Raw genomic sequence first — 17,598 nt, 5'->3', positions numbered from 1 at the left:
ATTCCAGAATGAATTTTGAATTATTTATAGCCAAACGTATACATTTCAGTGGTGGGGAAAAAAAGAAAGTTTCTTCGCCGGCAATAAAGATCGCCACAGCCGGTATAGCTTTGGGCTTAGCTGCTATGATTCTTTCGGTTTGTATTGTTATTGGCTTTAAGCAAGAGATACGAAACAAAGTTGTAGGTTTTAGTTCTCATATTCAGATCACAAATTACGATGGAAATACATCCTACGAAACTCATCCTATTTGCGTAAACGATACTATTCTGAGATTTCTTAAAGAAATGGACGAAATAAAACATGTTGAATTATACGCAACCAAACCGGGTATTATAAAAACCGATACAGATTTTCAGGGAATTGTAATGAAGGGTGTTGATCGGGATTATGATTGGAGCTTTTTTCAACAACATATGCTCGAAGGTAATGTTTTAAATGTTTCGGATTCTACCTCTAATAATAAAATCATAATATCGAAATATATTGCCGATAAATTAAACCTGAAATTAGGAGACTCATTTCTTGTTTATTTTATACAAGACCCGCCCAAGGCTCGGAAAATGATTATAAATGGTATATACTCAACAGACTTTTCCGATTACGATAAAATATTTATAATAGGTAACCTTTCGGTTATTCGTCGCCTAAATGGTTGGGAAAAAGATCAGGTAAGCGGTATAGAACTATACGTTAAAGATTTTGATAAGCTTGATGATATAGCTATGGATATGTATTTTGATATGGCTTCGTATCGCGACAGAGAAGGTAATGCTTTTATGACTCGGTCGGTTAAGAATATTGTACCTGCAATATTTAGCTGGCTCAATGTTATCGATATGAACGTATGGATAATAATAATTCTTATGCTTGCTGTGTCCGGATTTACAATGATTTCAGGTTTGCTTATTTTAATTCTGGAGCGTACAAATATGATAGGAATACTGAAAGCTATGGGGGCGAAGAATGTTAGTATTCGTAAAGTTTTTCTATACGTATCGTCTTTCCTTATCCTGAAAGGTATGTTTTGGGGTAATTTAATTGCTTTGTCTATTTGTTTTATTCAAAAATACTGTGGAATTTTAAAATTGGATCCGGCAACATATTATATATCGGAAGTGCCTATTCATTTAAATGTTTGGTATATATTATTGTTGAATTTAGGAGCGTTTTTAGTATCTTTACTAATGATGGTTGGTCCTTCGTATCTGATAGCCCGTATTTCTCCGGCGAAATCTATTAGGTTTGAATAAGTGTAAATTGCTTATATATCTTCGTTATAGGTTTTGAGGCGTGGTTATAGATTTATTTTATAATTGATAGTTACCCTTTTGTTTGAGGAAATAATATCTTTGTAGAGACGAACAAGATAAACTAAAAAAAACTATAGAATTATGTTGAGTAAAAAGTTAGAAGAAGCATTAAATGCTCAGGTAAATGCCGAGTTCTGGTCGGCTTATTTATATTTGTCAATGTCTACACATTTTGCCTCGCAAGGACTTTCGGGTTTTGCCCATTGGTTTAAATCTCAGTTTGAGGAAGAACAGGAACATGCTATGAGATTTATGGATTACATCGTATCTCGTGGGGGTAAGGTCGAATTGAAGCCTATTGCAGCAGTAGATACTAAATGGAATTCACCACTTCATGCATTTGAAGAAACCTTGAAGCACGAAAAAATAGTTTCGGGTTTAATTTATAATTTGGTAGCGATGGCTCAGGAAGAAAAAGATTATGCTACAGATTTAATGCTTCAGTGGTTTGTAAACGAACAAGTAGAAGAAGAGGATACAGCACAAGGATATGTTGATGCTCTAAAACTAATTGAGGGAAATAATGTTGGTGTATATATGCTTAATAAAGAGTTAGGCGAACGGAAGTAAATAGCTGAAAATTTTATATTATATTTGAGGATACTTTTATAACAAGTATCCTCTTTTTTGTATGGCGAGAATAGCTTTTTTTCTTTTATTATTTTTAAGTCAGACTGTTGCTTATAGTCAATCTGAAGTTTCACAAACTTCAGTTTTTTATGAAGAACTATCGAATGCTGCATTAAGTTTGACGAAAGACAGAGTTATATACGATCCTAATTATTACAGAATAGGATATCCTAATGGAGATGTTCCCGCAGGACGGGGTGTTTGTACCGATGTAGTAATAAGAGCATATAGAAAATTAGATATTGATCTGCAAAAAGAACTACATGCCGATATCAAAGCAAATTTTGAATTGTATCCCAGTCGAAGAATGTGGAAGTTAAACAAGCCCGATACAAATATAGATCATAGGCGAGTACCTAATTTGCAGACCTATTTTAAAAGAAAAGGTACAGTAAAGAAAATAAGTGATAATGCCGAAGATTATAATGTAGGAGATATTGTTACTTGGGATTTAGGTAAGGGTATTACGCATATTGGTATTGTTGTAAACCGAAGATCGAAAGATAAAAAACGTTTACTTATAGTTCATAATATAGGATACGGACAAGTGTTAGAAGATTGTCTTTTTAAATGGAAAATAACAGGACATTACAGATATAAAAAATGAAATATGCAATAAATCTACACCCTGTGCTACCTATGCGCGGGGAAGCATCCGAGACCTCGGAAATGGTTACTCAATTGTTATTTGGCGAATATTGTGAGGTAACAGAGCAAAACAATTCATTTGTAAAAATAAAGAATGCTTTTGATGCTTATGAAGGTTGGGTTGACGGGAAAATGTTGACACCTGTTTCGGCAGATGTTTATCAGAGTTTCAGGTCTATGCCTGTTTTCAGAACATGTGTTCCTGTAGCCGATATTTTTTGTATGTCAGATAAATCTATTTATAGATTAACAGCCGGAAGTTTGTTGCCAAATTATGATGTAAATACCAGTAATTTCTCAATCGGAGATAAGATATTCCAGATACATTCGAGTTTTGTTACTTATCTGCCTGACAAAGAAATCCATACAGAAGGAATTATTCCTATTTCATTACATTTCCTTAATACACCATATTTATGGGGTGGAAAAAATATTTTTGGGATCGATTGTTCTGGTTTTACTCAAGTTGTATACATGCTGAATGGTATACATTTGTTACGTGATGCAAGTCAACAAGCAGGGCAGGGCAGGGCGATTGATTTTGAAGATGCTCAGTCGGGTGATTTGTTCTTTTTCTCGAAACCCGATAGCGATAAAATTACACATGTGGGAATTTATATGGGCGAAGAGCGTATAATTCATGCATCGGGAAGTGTGCGAATAGATAATGTAAATAGCGAAGGGATAATACATAAGGAAAAGCAGACAAAGACTCATAATCTATTGGCAATAAAACGACTGTGATTAACCCTACTGATACCTTTTTCTTATTAAAGTGAAGCAATACAATAAATATATAACGTTTTTCGGGTTGTATATAGCGCAGGCTATACCTATGAGTTTTTTTACGACAGTGGTTCCTGTTATTATGCGTCAGGAAAACTACTCACTCGAATCGATAGGTTTACTACAACTTGTGAAGTTGCCATGGATACTTAAATTTCTGTGGGCGCCTTTGGTTGATAAAAAAGCTAATACTTTGAGTCAGTATAAAAAATGGATTATTACCTCCGAAGTATTCTATGCTTTAATTATTCTTTCGATTGGCGCATTTAGCCTGCAAGCAAATTTTAACCTGATTGTGGTTCTTATTGTTATTGCTGTTATAGCGTCGGCAACACAAGATATTGCAACCGATGCCCTTGCTATTTTATCATTAAAGAAAGATCAGCACAGTATGGGAAATGCGGTTCAGTCGGCAGGTGGCTTTATCGGGGCTTTAATCGGGAGCGGTTTGCTACTTTTAATTTACCATACGTTTGGATGGTTTATGTTACTGGTAGGTTTATCGTGTTTTGTTTTGTTAGCCGTTATTCCTTTATTGTTTTTCAGATATCCCTTGCGTCCGAAACCTATGGGTATTAATATTTCGGGAAAAGATATTGTCCGTTTTTTTACACAGAAAGGAATATTTAAATATGTTGTTTTTTTATTGTTGAGCTATTCGGGATTGAGTGGAATGTTGGCCATGTTAAAACCTTACATGTTTGATAATAAATATGACCTTGAGCAGATTGGATTTATTTCGGGTATATTAGGAACTTCTATGGCTGCATTGTTTGCTTTTGTTGCAGGCTTACTTATAAAGAAGGTCGGCCTTCGAAAAATGCTACAGGTAATACCATGTCTTGGTATTTTTGTTGGAGTTTATTTTTATGTAATGAACAACTCGGCGTTTTCCGACATTCAGCTTATAATTGGTGTTTGTGCTTTATGGGCTACCTATGGAATGATGAATGTTGCTATTTTTGTGATGGCAATGAATAAATCCCGTTTGGGGTTGGAAGGTACCGATTTTACACTACAGATAGTTGTAACCCAATTCGGAAGTCTGTTGATTGCCGGATTAAGTGGCTTTGTATCCCAACGATTTACTTATCAGGGGTTGTTTATAATGGAAATTGTATTGTCGTTAATTACAATTTTGTATGTATATTTACTGTATAGGAATAAAAAAATAGATGCTTTATCTGAGAAAACAAACACATGATAGCATTTTTGCTATTTGGAAGATAACCGAAACGAAAGAAGAACTTCTTCAATTATTAGAGAATCACTCGATTCTTGAACGGGAAGTGCTGAGTTTGAAGTCGGGAGAAAAGGTTATTGAGCGATTAGCTGTAAGGGTATTGCTGAAATACTTGTTAGGACGAGAGGTTGATATACGGTATTTTCCTTCGGGTAAGCCATTTATGCGTGGGCTTGATGTTTATATGTCTATATCTCACACTCATGGGTATGTAGCTGTTATAATCGGGGAAAAGGAAACGCTGGGTATCGATATTCAATCGATAGAAGAAAAAGTGAAACGCGTGCGTCGTAAATTTATATCAGCGAAAGAATTCATTTGTCCACAAAATGAGCTTATCCACTTGCTACTCCATTGGTCGGCAAAAGAAACAGTATATAAAGCAATAGGTAAAGCAGGTGTGACGCTCACAGACGAAATTCATATCGAACATTTCATACCTAAAGATTCAGGGAAATTCATTGCTACTGATCTCACAAATGATGAAGAACAGGATATGGTAATAAATTATATGGTAACACCTGATTTTGTTTTAACATATACCTGAAAAATAATTTCGGTTTTATAAGATTATCAGGAATAAAAGAATTAACTTTGCAGAAGTTTTGTGGATAGATTTGTCTGATTGCAACCACTCGAAAAAATGCTAAAATATAAATTTTACTTTTCTTTGTAGTTGCCTTACGATAATCTTCCGTATTGTAAAATTTCAAAAAGATAAATAGATATGAGTTATTTATTTACTTCTGAGTCTGTATCAGAAGGGCATCCAGATAAGGTTGCAGATCAAATATCCGATGCTTTATTGGATGAGTTTTTGGCATATGATCCTAATTCGAAGGTAGCTTGCGAAACTTTGGTTACAACCGGTCAGGTTGTTTTAGCTGGAGAGGTTAAGTCGAAAGCTTATGTTGATGTTCAGGAGGTTGCGCGCGAAGTTATATCTCGTATAGGTTATACAAAAAGTGAATATCAGTTCGAGGCGAAATCTTGCGGGGTATTTTCTGCAATCCACGAGCAATCGGACGATATAAACAGAGGAGTTGATGGTAAGGCCGATCCAATGGATCAAGGTGCCGGAGATCAGGGTATGATGTTTGGGTATGCAACAAACGAAACCGATAATTATATGCCTTTAGCACTTGATTTATCGCACGCATTGTTGCTGGAATTGGCCGCTATACGTAAAAATGAGATTGAATTAATGCCATATCTACGTCCTGATGCAAAATCGCAGGTAACAATAGAATATGATGATAATGGAACACCACTGCGTATTGATACTATTGTTATTTCTACACAACATGATGATTTTGGCAGTGATGAGGCTATGCAAGCCCGTATACGTAAAGATGTTATAGAGATTCTTATTCCAAGAGTAAAAGCAAAATATAGTTTCCGAGAAGATATCGCGCGTTTGTTTAACGACGATATTATCTATCATGTAAATCCTACCGGGAAATTTGTGATTGGAGGTCCTCATGGAGACACAGGTCTTACCGGACGTAAGATAATTGTAGATACATATGGTGGTAAAGGAGCACACGGAGGTGGAGCTTTTTCAGGAAAAGATCCATCGAAGGTAGACCGTTCAGCAGCTTATGCATCGCGTCATATTGCGAAAAATTTAGTGGCGGCAGGTATTGCCGACGAAGTTTTAGTGCAAGTGTCGTATGCAATTGGGGTGGCAAAACCAATGAATATTTACATAAATACCTACGGACGCAGCAATGTTGCTTTGACTGATGGAGAGATTGCGAAGAAAGTAGAAGGATTGTTTGATATGCGCCCAAAAGCGATTGAAGAACGATTGAAACTTCGCAACCCGATTTACTCGGAAACAGCAGCTTATGGACATATGGGGCGTGAACCTCGTATCGTTTCAAAGAAATTCTCATCGCGTTACGATGCTCCTATAACAAAAGAGGTTGAGTTGTTTACATGGGAAAAACTTGATTTTGTAGATGCTGTAAAAAAAGCATTTGGCGTGTAAATACACATAAATATAACGATTAAAGCAAAGGTACATTCTGTAAAGAATTGTATCTTTGCTTGTTTAAACAAAGGGACGAAAATTATATTGACATCTTTAAAGCTTGAATAAAGACTCTACATATATTGATACACGGTTTTATAAAACTGTAAATGATAACGGAGATTCGGTAGTTTCTTGGGTTTCGGATAAGGCTTTTTATGATGTAGTGAACGATTCGGGGGGTATTCGGCTTCATTATGAAACACTAACCAAATTAAATAAAGAAATCACAGTACAAAATACTTCGGGGCATGATGGTACAGCGAAGGCTTTTTCGTTGAGTCAGGTTGATGGCGTTTTTGCTCTATTGTTGTTGTGTTTTCTGTTTCTTGCCCGTATATATAGAGAAGGAACTTTGTATTTTAAGGAGAATAGCCGTTTGGTTTTTTCGTCGCGGGAAAATATTAGTTTATTCTCCGAAACAACGATAACCGAGTTTTGGTATAATTTTGCATTAGTGTTTCAAACTATATTTCTGACTGCAATAGTTCTCTTTTCTGTTTTTGTAGAAGTTAATAAACCATTTATACCTCCTAATAGTTTTTTATTTCTAGCCCTTTCCATATTGTGTATAGGTGCTGTTGAACTTATTAAGTATCTGTTTATTCGCCTTGTTAGTTATCTTTTCGAAATAAAAGAGGTTGTAAATGTTTGGTTACGAAGCTACATAATAATAATAGAGATGATGGGAATAATAGCTTATTTCCCAATATTAATATTAGTGTATTCAAATTTGAGTCATGATATTTTGTTCATGTTTTTTGCAGTTTTATTTATTATATCCCGTTTAATAATATTTTATAGAATAATAATCTTTTTTTTGCATGGGAATGTTAATTTTTTGTATTTGATTGTCTACCTTTGCAGCGTCGAAATTGTACCATATTTTTTATTGTACAAAGCCTTAGGGTTTTTATATAAAATAGATGTAATAAGTTTGCTATGGCATTAAAAATTAAGAAAGTATTAATATCGCAACCAAAGCCAAGTTCTGAAAAATCGCCCTATTATGATTTGGCTGAGAAATATAACCTTGAAATAGATTTTAACCCATTTATAAGGGTTGAGCCTTTAGATGTAAAAGAATTTCGTCAGCAACGGGTTAATATACCCGATTATACGGCAATAGTTTTTACAGCGAAAGTTGCGATAGACCATTTTTTCAAATTGTGCGAAGAGCTTCGGGTTACAATGCCCGAAACAATGAAATACTTTTGTATCTCGGAGTCGGTAGCTTTATACTTGCAAAAATATATCGTATATCGCAAACGGAAGATTTTCTTTAGTACAACAGGTAAAATGGATGGGTTGGGAACTTCTATCACAAAACATAATAAAGAGAAATTTCTGGTTCCTGTTTCGGATGTTCACAACGAAGAAATAACCTCTGTGTTATCGGATAAAAAGGTCGAATTTACGAAAACTGTAATGTATCGTACAGTAAGTACTACTATTACCGAAGATGAAATAAAACAGTACGATATGCTTGTTTTCTTTAGTCCTTCGGGGATAGCTTCACTATTTAAAAATTGTCCCGAATTTGTTCAGGAAGATATTGCAATTGGATGTTTCGGAGCATCAACAGCTAAAGCTGTGCTTGATGCAGGTTTGAGGCTTGATTGTGAGGCTCCTAAGCCGGGATTGCCATCAATGGCTGCAGCTTTGGATATGTTTATAAAGGAACGTAATAAGAAGAAGTAAATTCATTTTGTAGATATAAAAAGCTGAGGTTCAGTCTTCTTTTGAGGGCTGAACTTCTTTCTTATATGCCAGTAATGCCGGATTTATGAATAGTTCAGAGAATTTATGAGTGAGATTTTTGATAAAGATTTGGGGCGGATTGTTATTATAGAAAATAGCAGGGCGCGCAGGTTGATAGCCCGACGTAAAGTTGATTTTGTACAGGTTACAATTCCAACATCATATCCTATCGAAAAAGTAAAAGACTTTATTGAGGAAGTAAAGCCAAGGTTATTAGAAATTAAACCGAAAGAAGCTCTTCATTTTAATGAGAATGTAAAGTTTCAGACATTAACTTTTTCTACAGAAATAAGCCGGTCGTCTCTACAAAATTATTATAGTCGGATAAAGGATGGTGTATTATATATAAGTTGCCCGGTTAATGTTGATTTTAATAAACAAGAAACACAAACTGTTTTACGTAGAATAATCGAAAATTCGTTGAGAATGGAGGCTAAGGCTTACTTGTCTGAAAGGCTAAGATTATTGGCTCAGAAACACGGGTTCAAATATTCGGCTCTAAAGATAAACAAAAGCCGGACGCGGTGGGGGAGCTGTTCATCGTCAGGAAACATAAATTTATCTATATATTGTATGTTATTGCCTTCTCATTTAGCAGACTTTGTTATTTTACACGAACTATGCCATACGGTAGAAATGAATCACGGAACAAATTTCTGGCGTCTGCTGGATCGGGTAACAGCGAATAGGGCTAAAGCTTTAACTAAGGAGCTGAAGGCAATAAAGATAGATTGGTAGATTTTTAGAAACGCAGATCAAAACCTATACGTATACCACTTTTACTGACGTTAGGATTGTCCAAATAGTTGAGCCTACGTACATAGTTGATGCGGAAAAACTGGAAAATATTCTCAACACCCACATTTACTTCCATATATGGCGTATCTCCCATCGAAAATACATCGTTTGGAAATACTAATAAATCGGAGTTGTATTTAGGATTGTTTCTTTTCGATAAAGATCCGATAAAGCCTTTGAAACCAAATACTTCTCGCAGTTTTAGCTGTTTAAGTAGAGGTAAACGGTTAAATAACCATCCTCCCATGCGATAGTCTAAATGCCATGTGAACTGTACATCGTTCGTAAATTCCATAGATTCAAGTAAATCAAAACTACCCCTTTGTATTGTAAATGAACTATTGGAACTACCAGACAACAACATAGTAAACGGAACTTCTCCCCAAACCTTTTCCCCTAACAAAGTCATATAAACTTTACCATATTTGTTTAGCCAGAATTCTTTGTCGATAGAAAGCGTAAGTTTTTGATAGTCGAATTGCCCGCCAAAAACATCCTTAAAGCCGGAATAAAAACCAAGAGTATAAATAAATCCGTTAGAAGGCAAATTACGCCTTTTTCTTCTTTGTTGTACAAATTTTTCATTTTGGGCATATCGCAATATAACACCAACCTCCGAAAATCGCAGATGTGGTATTGTATCCAATATGCTATTTCCTTTGTTTACTTCAAAAACCATGCTTCCCGCAGGCTTGGTTTCACGTATACTCGAAAAAATATTGAACGAGAAGTTATTATAATATTCTTTTATAAATTCTATCTGCCCCATGCGCTCATAGGTTAGCTTTCTTTTCTTCGATGTAGACATGAATATATTATCCCTCTCGGCTTGAAGAAAACGTTGTCCTAAAGCATTGACGTCATATTTATACGAAAACGAAAGGTTGTTTCTCGGAAATTCGTCTTTATGATATTTTCTGTTATTGAAAGCCCATGTAACCTCGCTCATGTACTTAAACTTTCGGTCTTTTGTGCCATATGCTAAATAGCCGTACAGAAACAGATGCTTATGAAAGTTTCGGGTTGTAGCGCCTGTTAAACGAAAACGATTGCCTTCGACTAAGTTGAAACTGTAGAAATTCATTGTTGTACCAATGTCTACTTTGTTTTTTTCTTCATCGCTTGATGTTGGAATGTATCCATTCGACGAAACAATATCAGCCACTTTTATACCAATATTTAAGAGCTTATTGGATAGAATATCTTGCATCATATTATCCATGTGCAGATCTTCCGATATCGAGGGTCTATGAGCTTGCCAAAACTCATCGTCTTGTTTCTTATAGTCTTTTAAATATATTTCGGGCGATGGGTTATGGAAAATAGAATTAAGAGGCTGATTGAATGTGAATTTCTGATATGCCTTATTTTTTTCAACATACATTTTTATTGTTCCGTACAATGAAGCCTCGATAGCTGTAATACCTTCTTTGGGCACCCATAGGTTAGGGGCTTTCTGCTCGAAATCTTGCCAAATGTACATCTCATCAATAAAATTTATATTGGCTTTGCTCGGTATACGCATAGCATATCGTTTAAGCGCGTATGTCGAATCGGCTGCAATATATAAATTTCCGATAAAGCCTACATCCCGGGTATTGAAGGGTACAAATCCCAAATTAATATATCTGTTTTGTTCTATTGTAACAGTATCAATTATATACCAACGGTAAAAATCGACTGCGTTACTACTGCTTAATGGGCTGACAAAATCGCGCAATAATATCTCAATATCATTATCGGTTATCGAAATATCTTTGAATACACCCTTTATTACATCGTCAATAGATTCTGTATTTATAGTTTGGTCTAGCCCTTCTATATTATAACCTTTAAAAACGCGCCTTGTGTCGTTCGAACTTTTCCGGTAATATACGTCCGAAGATGTTTCTCTCACAGAGAAAGGTAGAATTAGTTTATTATCTATTTTAGAGTATGATGTGTAGTCTGCAAGGTATTCAAAGTTTTTAAACGGAGCTTTGTCTTTATTAAACTCATTGAAAGCAAATAAAATCCGGTCGTATTCCTCGCTTTTGTAATAATCCTGATTGGTTATTGTATAATTATTTTTATTAGCGATTACTTTTTTTATCAGCTCTACTGCAGGATTATTCTTTTTCGAATATTTTTCTTTTTTAGGGCGAATAACTACTTCGTTCAATCCCACACCTTCAGGACTTAATTCAATAACAATATTAGTTGTTTGTTTTATGGGTACTGTAACTTTTTTTGTGCGGTAACCCATTTGAGATACAACCACGGTGTTTTTGTCCTGATTGTTTCCGATTCTAAATTTCCCTTTATCATCGGTTAAGCTTCCGGATGTCGAATTTTCGAATCTTACTGTAACAAAAGAAATAGGCTCGCCAGAAAGAGAATCTTTAACAGTACCATTTACGACTGTTATCTGGGAAGCTAGAGGAAGGCATATTAAGGATAAGATAAATATGCAAACCGTTATTTGAAAAGTTTTTGTATTAAGGATAATATTCATTAATAATTTATAGAAAGAGTAAACTGTTTTCGCCATGTATTTTTGACTGAAAAATAGTTTACTCTTTGTTCTTATATTATCAGTCAATTAATTTTTTATAACGAACACGCTTAGGTTCTACATTACCCATTCTGGCTTTTTTGTTTTCTTCGTATTCGCTGTATGAGCCTTCGAAAAAGAATACTTCGGAATTGCCCTCGAATGCGAGTATGTGCGTACAAATACGATCTAAGAACCAGCGGTCATGTGATATAACAACTGCACAGCCTGCAAAGTTTTCTAAACCTTCTTCTAATGCTCGCAAGGTATTTACGTCAATGTCGTTGGTTGGTTCGTCGAGTAATAAAACATTAGCTTCAGATTTTAGAGTGAGAGCCAAATGTAGTCTGTTTCGTTCTCCTCCAGATAGGACTCCGCACAATTTTTCCTGATCGGCTCCTGTGAAATTAAAACGAGATAGGTAGGCTCTGGAATTAATCTCTTTTCCTCCAACGCGAATAAATTCGGAACCTTCCGATACTACCTGATAAACAGTTTTATTTGGATCGATTCCTGCGTGTGCTTGGTCTACGTATGCTGTTTTTACGGTTTCGCCAACTTCGAATGTCCCTTTGTCGGGAGTGTCAATGTCTTGTATTAGGCGGAATAAAGTGGTTTTACCAGCTCCATTGGGGCCGATAATCCCTACAATTCCATTCGGAGGAAGGGTGAAGTTCAGGTTGTCAAACAATACCTTGTCGCCAAAAGCTTTTGCTACTCCGTGAGCCTCTATAACTTTATTTCCAAGGCGTGGTCCGTTAGGTATAAATATTTCGAGTTTTTCTTCTCTTTCTTTTTGGTCTTCGTTTAGTAACCTTTCGTATGAGTTCAAACGAGCTTTTCCTTTTGCATGGCGGGCTTTTGGTGCCATCTTTATCCAATCCAGTTCTCGCTCTAATGTTTTGCGACGCTTGCTGGCCTGTTTTTCTTCTTGTTCCATCCGCTTGGTTTTTTGTTCAAGCCACGATGTGTAGTTACCTTTCCATGGAATGCCTTCACCTCTGTCCAATTCAAGAATCCATCCTGCAACATGGTCGAGGAAATAACGATCGTGGGTAATACAAATAACAGTACCCTGATATTGTTGCAGATGTTGTTCCAGCCAGTCTATCGACTCAGCATCGAGGTGATTGGTTGGTTCGTCAAGCAACAATACATCGGGTTGTTGAAGTAACAAACGGCATAGAGCTACTCGGCGAGCTTCACCTCCCGATAAGTTTTCAGCTAGTTGATCTTCGGGCGGGCAGCGTAATGCATCCATCGCACGTTCTAATTTGTTATCAAGATTCCATGCATCAGTTGCATCTATTTTATCCTGTAGCTCAGCTTGACGAGCGAATAAAGCATCCATTTTGTCAGGATCTTCATAATATTCGGGTAACCCGAATTTTTCATTAATTTCTTCGTATTCTTTAAGAACGTCAACTATTGGTTGAACCCCTTCTTGCACAATTTCTTTAACTGTTTTTGTTGGGTCTAATTTGGGGTCTTGTTCTAAATAGCCAACACTATATCCCTTGTCCGAAACTATTTCGCCTTGGTATTCTTTATCTATTCCGGCTATAATTTTTAAAAGAGTTGATTTTCCAGAACCATTTAGTCCTATAATTCCGATTTTAGCACCATAAAAAAATGAGAGGTAAATGTTCTTTAATACTTGTTTTTGAGGAGGGTAAATCTTGTTGACCCCGATCATTGAAAAAATAATCTTTTTATCGTCTGACATAATTTGTTGATATGTAGTTTGTTATATATTAATCGTTGTTTATAGTATACAAATATAATGAAATAAAAAATAATCATTTTTTTTGATTATGTATTTATTCCTAAGTTTCACGATTTTTAGAATATGAAACATTGCCGAAAAGTGAGAAATATACTTGTTTTCGGCTCGATAAAAAATACAAAATAATCTGATTTTTTTCATTTTTACATACCTAAATAAAATTGTATCTTTGTACTTGATAGGAGAGATAGACAATTTAATTATATATTCAGAAAAATAGATGTCAGTAACTATAATAGAGGCTAATGATAAAGCTTCGAGACGAAAGTTTGTGAAATTTCCAATAAAACTTTATGCAGGAAATCCCTACTATGTACCTTCATTAATACTTGACGAATTAGGAACGCTGGATGAGAAGAAAAATCCGGCTTTCGATTTTTGCGAAATGCAGCTGTTTTTAGCGTATAGGAATAACGAAGTTGTAGGACGTATAGCCGCCATAATAAATCATCAAGCGAATAAAATATGGGAGCGAAAAAGTGCCCGTTTTAGTTTTGTCGACTTTATAGATGATAATGAAGTTGTAGATGCTCTTTTCGATGCTGCTATCAGTTGGGCGAAGAGTAAGGGCATGAACAATATTCAAGGCCCAATGGGATTTACCGACCTTGACTACGAAGGCTTACTGATAGAAGGCTTTGATAAGATTTCTACAATGTCGACTGTGTATAGTTATCCGTATTATAAAGATCAGATAGAACGTCTGGGGTTTGAAAAAGAAGTTGATTGGAATGAGTATTATATTCCTGTACCTGAAAGCACTCCCGATAGGCATAGGCGTATTGCTGAGATTGTGAAAAAGAAATTTGGGCTGAAAGTTTTGAAGTTTGAAAGCCTTAAACAAATAACTCCTTATGTCGATAAGCTTTTTCATCTGCTGAATAGGGCTTATGAGCCTTTATATGGCTTTGCTCCACTAACTAAAAAACAGATCGATTATTATGTGAAGATGTACGTTCCTCTTCTCAGATGGGATGTTGTTTCGTTAATAGTGAAGGAAGATACTGACGAAATTGTTGCTTTTGGTATTGGTGTGCCTAATTTGTCGAAAGCTTTACAAAAGGCGAAAGGTAAATTGTTCCCTTTTGGCTGGTATTACTTATTGAAGGACTTAAAAGGTAAAAAGAACCCGGTTATCGATCTTATGCTTGTAGGAGTAGCGCCCGAATATCAGGGAAAAGGTGTAAATGCCATAATATTCGACGATTTTATACCTTCGGCACATAAGTGTGGGTTCAGATATGCAGAATCGAATCCCGAACTGGAAATGAACGACAAAGTAGCATCTTTGTGGGATGGCTTTAATGCAGAACGTCATAAAGTACGTCGGGCATATATGAAGAATATATAATAATACAATATCAGTGGATTGAGCAACTAACTAATAAAAAGCATTTATAAATATATATGGAAGAACTAGACGATAATTTGCAGGGTATGGCTAACTACTCTGACGATGACATTAAAACCCTCGATTGGCAGGAACATATTCGTCGTCGTCCGGGTATGTATATCGGTAAGCTTGGCGACGGTTCGTCTGCTGACGATGGTGTGTATGTACTATTAAAAGAAGTACTTGATAATGCTATCGACGAATATATGATGGGTTTTGGTAAAACCGTTGAAGTAACTATTGATGAAGGTATTGTAAGTGTTCGTGACCACGGACGAGGTGTTCCTTTAGGTAAAGTGAAAGATGTGTCGTCGAAAATGAATACCGGAGCTAAATACGACTCTAAAGCTTTTAAAAAGTCGGTAGGACTTAATGGGGTAGGTATTAAAGCTGTGAATGCATTGTCTTCGTATTTCTATATTCAAAGTTTCAGGGATGGACAAACAACCTCTGTACAATACGGAAAAGCTATTGTAGAGAATGAAATAGCTCTGGAAACGACATCGGAGGATAATGGTACGTTTGTTAAATTTATTCCGGATGACACCATTTTTTCCAATTATCATTACAGAGACGAATATGTTGAGAGCCTGTTAAAGAATTATGTTTTTTTGAATACGGGTCTGACAATTGTTTATAACGGCAAAAAATTCTTATCGAAGAACGGGTTAGTTGATTTATTGAATGATACGATGACATCCGATAGTTTGTATCCAATAATCCACTTTAAAGATACTGATATTGAAGTAGCTATAACACATACAAATCAATATGGCGAAGAGTATTATTCGTTTGTAAACGGGCAACATACAACACAGGGCGGAACGCATCAATCGGCTTTTCGGGAGGCTCTTTCGCGTGTGATAAAAGAACACTATAATAAAAACTTCGATTATGCAGATATTCGTAACGGTATAGTTGCTGCAATAAGTATAAAGGTTGAAGAACCGATTTTCGAATCGCAGACGAAAACAAAACTGGGATCGAAAGATATAGGTCCAAATGGTCCTTCAATACAGAAGTTTATCGGCGATTTTCTGAAAAAAGAACTCGATAATTACCTGTATAAGGATGCTGAGACTACCGATATTTTATTGAAAAAGATTTTGGAGTCGGAAAAAGAGCGCAAGGCTATTGCCGGAGTAACAAAATTGGCGCGCGAACGAGCAAAGAAAGCAAACTTACATAATAAAAAATTAAGGGACTGCCGCCTTCATTATAACGACGCAAAAGGCGATCAGCGCGAAGATACATGTATATTTATAACGGAGGGAGATTCAGCCAGTGGATCGATAACAAAAAGCCGGAATCCGAATTTGCAAGCTGTATTCAGTTTACGGGGTAAACCTTTAAATTCGTATGGGTTGACAAAGAAAATTGTATACGAAAATGAAGAATTTAATTTGCTTCAGGCGGCATTAAATATCGAAGAGGGGCTCGACGGACTACGCTATAATAAGGTGATTATAGCAACAGATGCCGACACCGATGGTATGCACATTCGTTTACTGTTGTTGACATTTTTTCTTCAGTTTTTTCCTGATTTAGTGAAGAAGAATCACGTTTATATTTTGCAGACTCCTTTGTTCCGTGTACGTAATAAAAAAGAAACTATTTATTGCTACACAGAGGAAGAAAGAATTGCGGCAATAAGCAAGCTTGGAGCAAATCCCGAAATCACGAGGTTTAAAGGATTGGGAGAGATATCGCCCGACGAATTTGTTCACTTCATAGGTAAGGATATACGCCTTGATAGGGTAACGATGAAAAAAGAAGACCTGGTAAAAGAAATGTTGAATTTTTACATGGGGAAAAACACTCCCGAGCGTCAGGTTTTCATTATTGATAATCTGGTTGTAGACGAAGAAGAAATCTAAATTTAGGTGTTCATTATAACAACAAACGGGCTTTTTTAAGCCCGTTTGTTGTATATATAAGTAAATAATTGTTCAATAGATTGTTTTAATATCAGAAGTTAAAAGTATAGCCCATGCTGTAAAAAATGTTTCGTCCGTAAGGTGTTTTATCGTGTTGAACAACATCGTATTGTAGCATGGCCGAAATGGGTCCGAGGCGTAATCCGGCCCCGACAACACATGCCGGAACAAATGTTTCGTCTTTCTCTATTGTTGTATCCCGGTTATCATCTTTGATTTTTTGCCAAACCCTGTTGATCTCGGGTTGAACCATAAGAACTATGTTACTGATAGGATAGAAGCGACCATATACATTGAATCCGAAAAAGTTATTTATTTCTTTATACTTTTCGGAATTTAGATAATATTTTTCGTTCCAGTGAGTATAAGTGAACCCCAATCCGGCATTAAAATATTGGGAGAAATTATAACCAACCTGAGGGGCAATGTTTATAAGAGTATAATCTCCGAAGTGTGCACCCAGTTGTCCTCCAAAAGTTAATTTCGATTTGTCGAACCAAGGTGTGGCTTGTTTTTGCTGTACAGCTTTTTTTGTTTGTTGTTTTTGACGGGGATAGTTTTCAGGAAGTTCTAATCTCCATTGAGCGTAACAGGTTGTTACGAAAAATGTAAGAAGAATAACCATTAATGCTTGTTTCATAACATTGTGTTTATAGATGTTTTCAGGAGGCGAAAGGTAGTATATCTTTACCATTTCTGCAAGTATAATAAATACGGAACTAATGATATGATGAA

Annotated in this window: 15 protein-coding genes; 12 read left to right on the top strand and 3 right to left on the bottom strand. The window is 35.9% G+C overall.

Annotated features, from left to right (window positions below; all coding sequences use genetic code 11):
- The first annotated feature begins 8 nt into the window (after positions 1–8).
- From D0T53_RS06440 to D0T53_RS06395, 10 genes are all read left to right on the top strand, one after another.
- Positions 9–1,253 (top strand): FtsX-like permease family protein, encoded by a 1,245-nt coding sequence (locus tag D0T53_RS06440; protein ID WP_163266257.1) that lies wholly within the window; start codon positions 9–11, stop codon positions 1,251–1,253.
- A gap of 141 nt (positions 1,254–1,394) precedes the next feature.
- The gene (locus D0T53_RS06435; protein WP_163266255.1) at positions 1,395–1,883 is read left to right on the top strand and encodes a ferritin; all 489 of its coding nucleotides are present in this window, start codon (positions 1,395–1,397) and stop codon (positions 1,881–1,883) included.
- 61 nt (positions 1,884–1,944) lie between these two features.
- A complete protein-coding gene (locus D0T53_RS06430) occupies positions 1,945–2,550 on the top strand; it encodes a DUF1287 domain-containing protein (protein ID WP_163266253.1) in 606 nt (201 codons plus the stop codon).
- Positions 2,547–3,335, top strand: coding sequence for a C40 family peptidase (locus tag D0T53_RS06425; protein WP_163266251.1), 789 nt, complete (start codon positions 2,547–2,549; stop codon positions 3,333–3,335). Before D0T53_RS06430 ends, D0T53_RS06425 begins: the two co-directional genes overlap by 4 nt.
- 31 nt (positions 3,336–3,366) lie before the next feature.
- Entirely contained in the window at positions 3,367–4,581 is a 1,215-nt protein-coding gene (locus D0T53_RS06420; RefSeq protein ID WP_370457799.1) for an MFS transporter, read from the top strand.
- Positions 4,553–5,167 (top strand): 4'-phosphopantetheinyl transferase superfamily protein, encoded by a 615-nt coding sequence (locus tag D0T53_RS06415; RefSeq protein ID WP_163266247.1) that lies wholly within the window; start codon positions 4,553–4,555, stop codon positions 5,165–5,167. The genes D0T53_RS06420 and D0T53_RS06415 overlap by 29 nt, the downstream gene beginning before the upstream one ends.
- Positions 5,168–5,347: 180 nt before the next feature.
- On the top strand, positions 5,348–6,613 hold the full coding sequence (metK, locus tag D0T53_RS06410; protein WP_163266245.1) for a methionine adenosyltransferase: 1,266 nt from the start codon (positions 5,348–5,350) through the stop codon (positions 6,611–6,613).
- Between the two features lie 103 nt (positions 6,614–6,716).
- A complete protein-coding gene (locus D0T53_RS06405) occupies positions 6,717–7,607 on the top strand; it encodes a DUF4271 domain-containing protein (RefSeq protein WP_163266243.1) in 891 nt (296 codons plus the stop codon).
- A complete protein-coding gene (locus D0T53_RS06400) occupies positions 7,598–8,356 on the top strand; it encodes a uroporphyrinogen-III synthase (RefSeq protein ID WP_163266241.1) in 759 nt (252 codons plus the stop codon). The genes D0T53_RS06405 and D0T53_RS06400 overlap by 10 nt, the downstream gene beginning before the upstream one ends.
- Positions 8,357–8,461: 105 nt before the next feature.
- A complete protein-coding gene (locus tag D0T53_RS06395) occupies positions 8,462–9,154 on the top strand; it encodes a M48 family metallopeptidase (protein WP_163266239.1) in 693 nt (230 codons plus the stop codon).
- A 4-nt stretch (positions 9,155–9,158) separates the two neighbouring features.
- Here the strand turns inward: D0T53_RS06395 and D0T53_RS06390 are convergent, their stop codons facing one another.
- Together D0T53_RS06390 and ettA are read right to left on the bottom strand one after the other, a co-directional pair.
- Positions 9,159–11,744, bottom strand: coding sequence for a DUF5686 and carboxypeptidase-like regulatory domain-containing protein (locus D0T53_RS06390; protein ID WP_163266237.1), 2,586 nt, complete (start codon positions 11,742–11,744; stop codon positions 9,159–9,161).
- A gap of 43 nt (positions 11,745–11,787) precedes the next feature.
- The gene (ettA, locus tag D0T53_RS06385; RefSeq protein WP_163266235.1) at positions 11,788–13,473 is read right to left on the bottom strand and encodes an energy-dependent translational throttle protein EttA; all 1,686 of its coding nucleotides are present in this window, start codon (positions 13,471–13,473) and stop codon (positions 11,788–11,790) included.
- 280 nt (positions 13,474–13,753) lie between these two features.
- Between ettA and D0T53_RS06380 the strand changes: the two genes are divergently transcribed.
- Together D0T53_RS06380 and D0T53_RS06375 are read left to right on the top strand one after the other, a co-directional pair.
- Complete coding sequence (locus D0T53_RS06380; RefSeq protein ID WP_163266233.1) at positions 13,754–14,884, top strand: hypothetical protein; 1,131 nt, start codon at positions 13,754–13,756, stop codon at positions 14,882–14,884.
- A gap of 56 nt (positions 14,885–14,940) precedes the next feature.
- A complete protein-coding gene (locus D0T53_RS06375; protein ID WP_163266231.1) occupies positions 14,941–16,803 on the top strand; it encodes a DNA topoisomerase IV subunit B in 1,863 nt (620 codons plus the stop codon).
- Positions 16,804–16,894: 91 nt separating this feature from the next.
- On the opposite strand, the gene D0T53_RS06370 is transcribed toward D0T53_RS06375, so the two are convergent.
- Complete coding sequence (locus D0T53_RS06370; RefSeq protein ID WP_163266229.1) at positions 16,895–17,503, bottom strand: hypothetical protein; 609 nt, start codon at positions 17,501–17,503, stop codon at positions 16,895–16,897.
- Between the last annotated feature and the right edge of the window lie 95 nt (positions 17,504–17,598).

It is taken from the genome of Dysgonomonas sp. 216, from assembly GCF_010501065.1.
GTDB lineage: Bacteria > Bacteroidota > Bacteroidia > Bacteroidales > Dysgonomonadaceae > QVMM01.
Note: the sequence above shows the minus strand (reverse complement) of the source record. Positions and strands in the feature narration are given on the sequence as shown.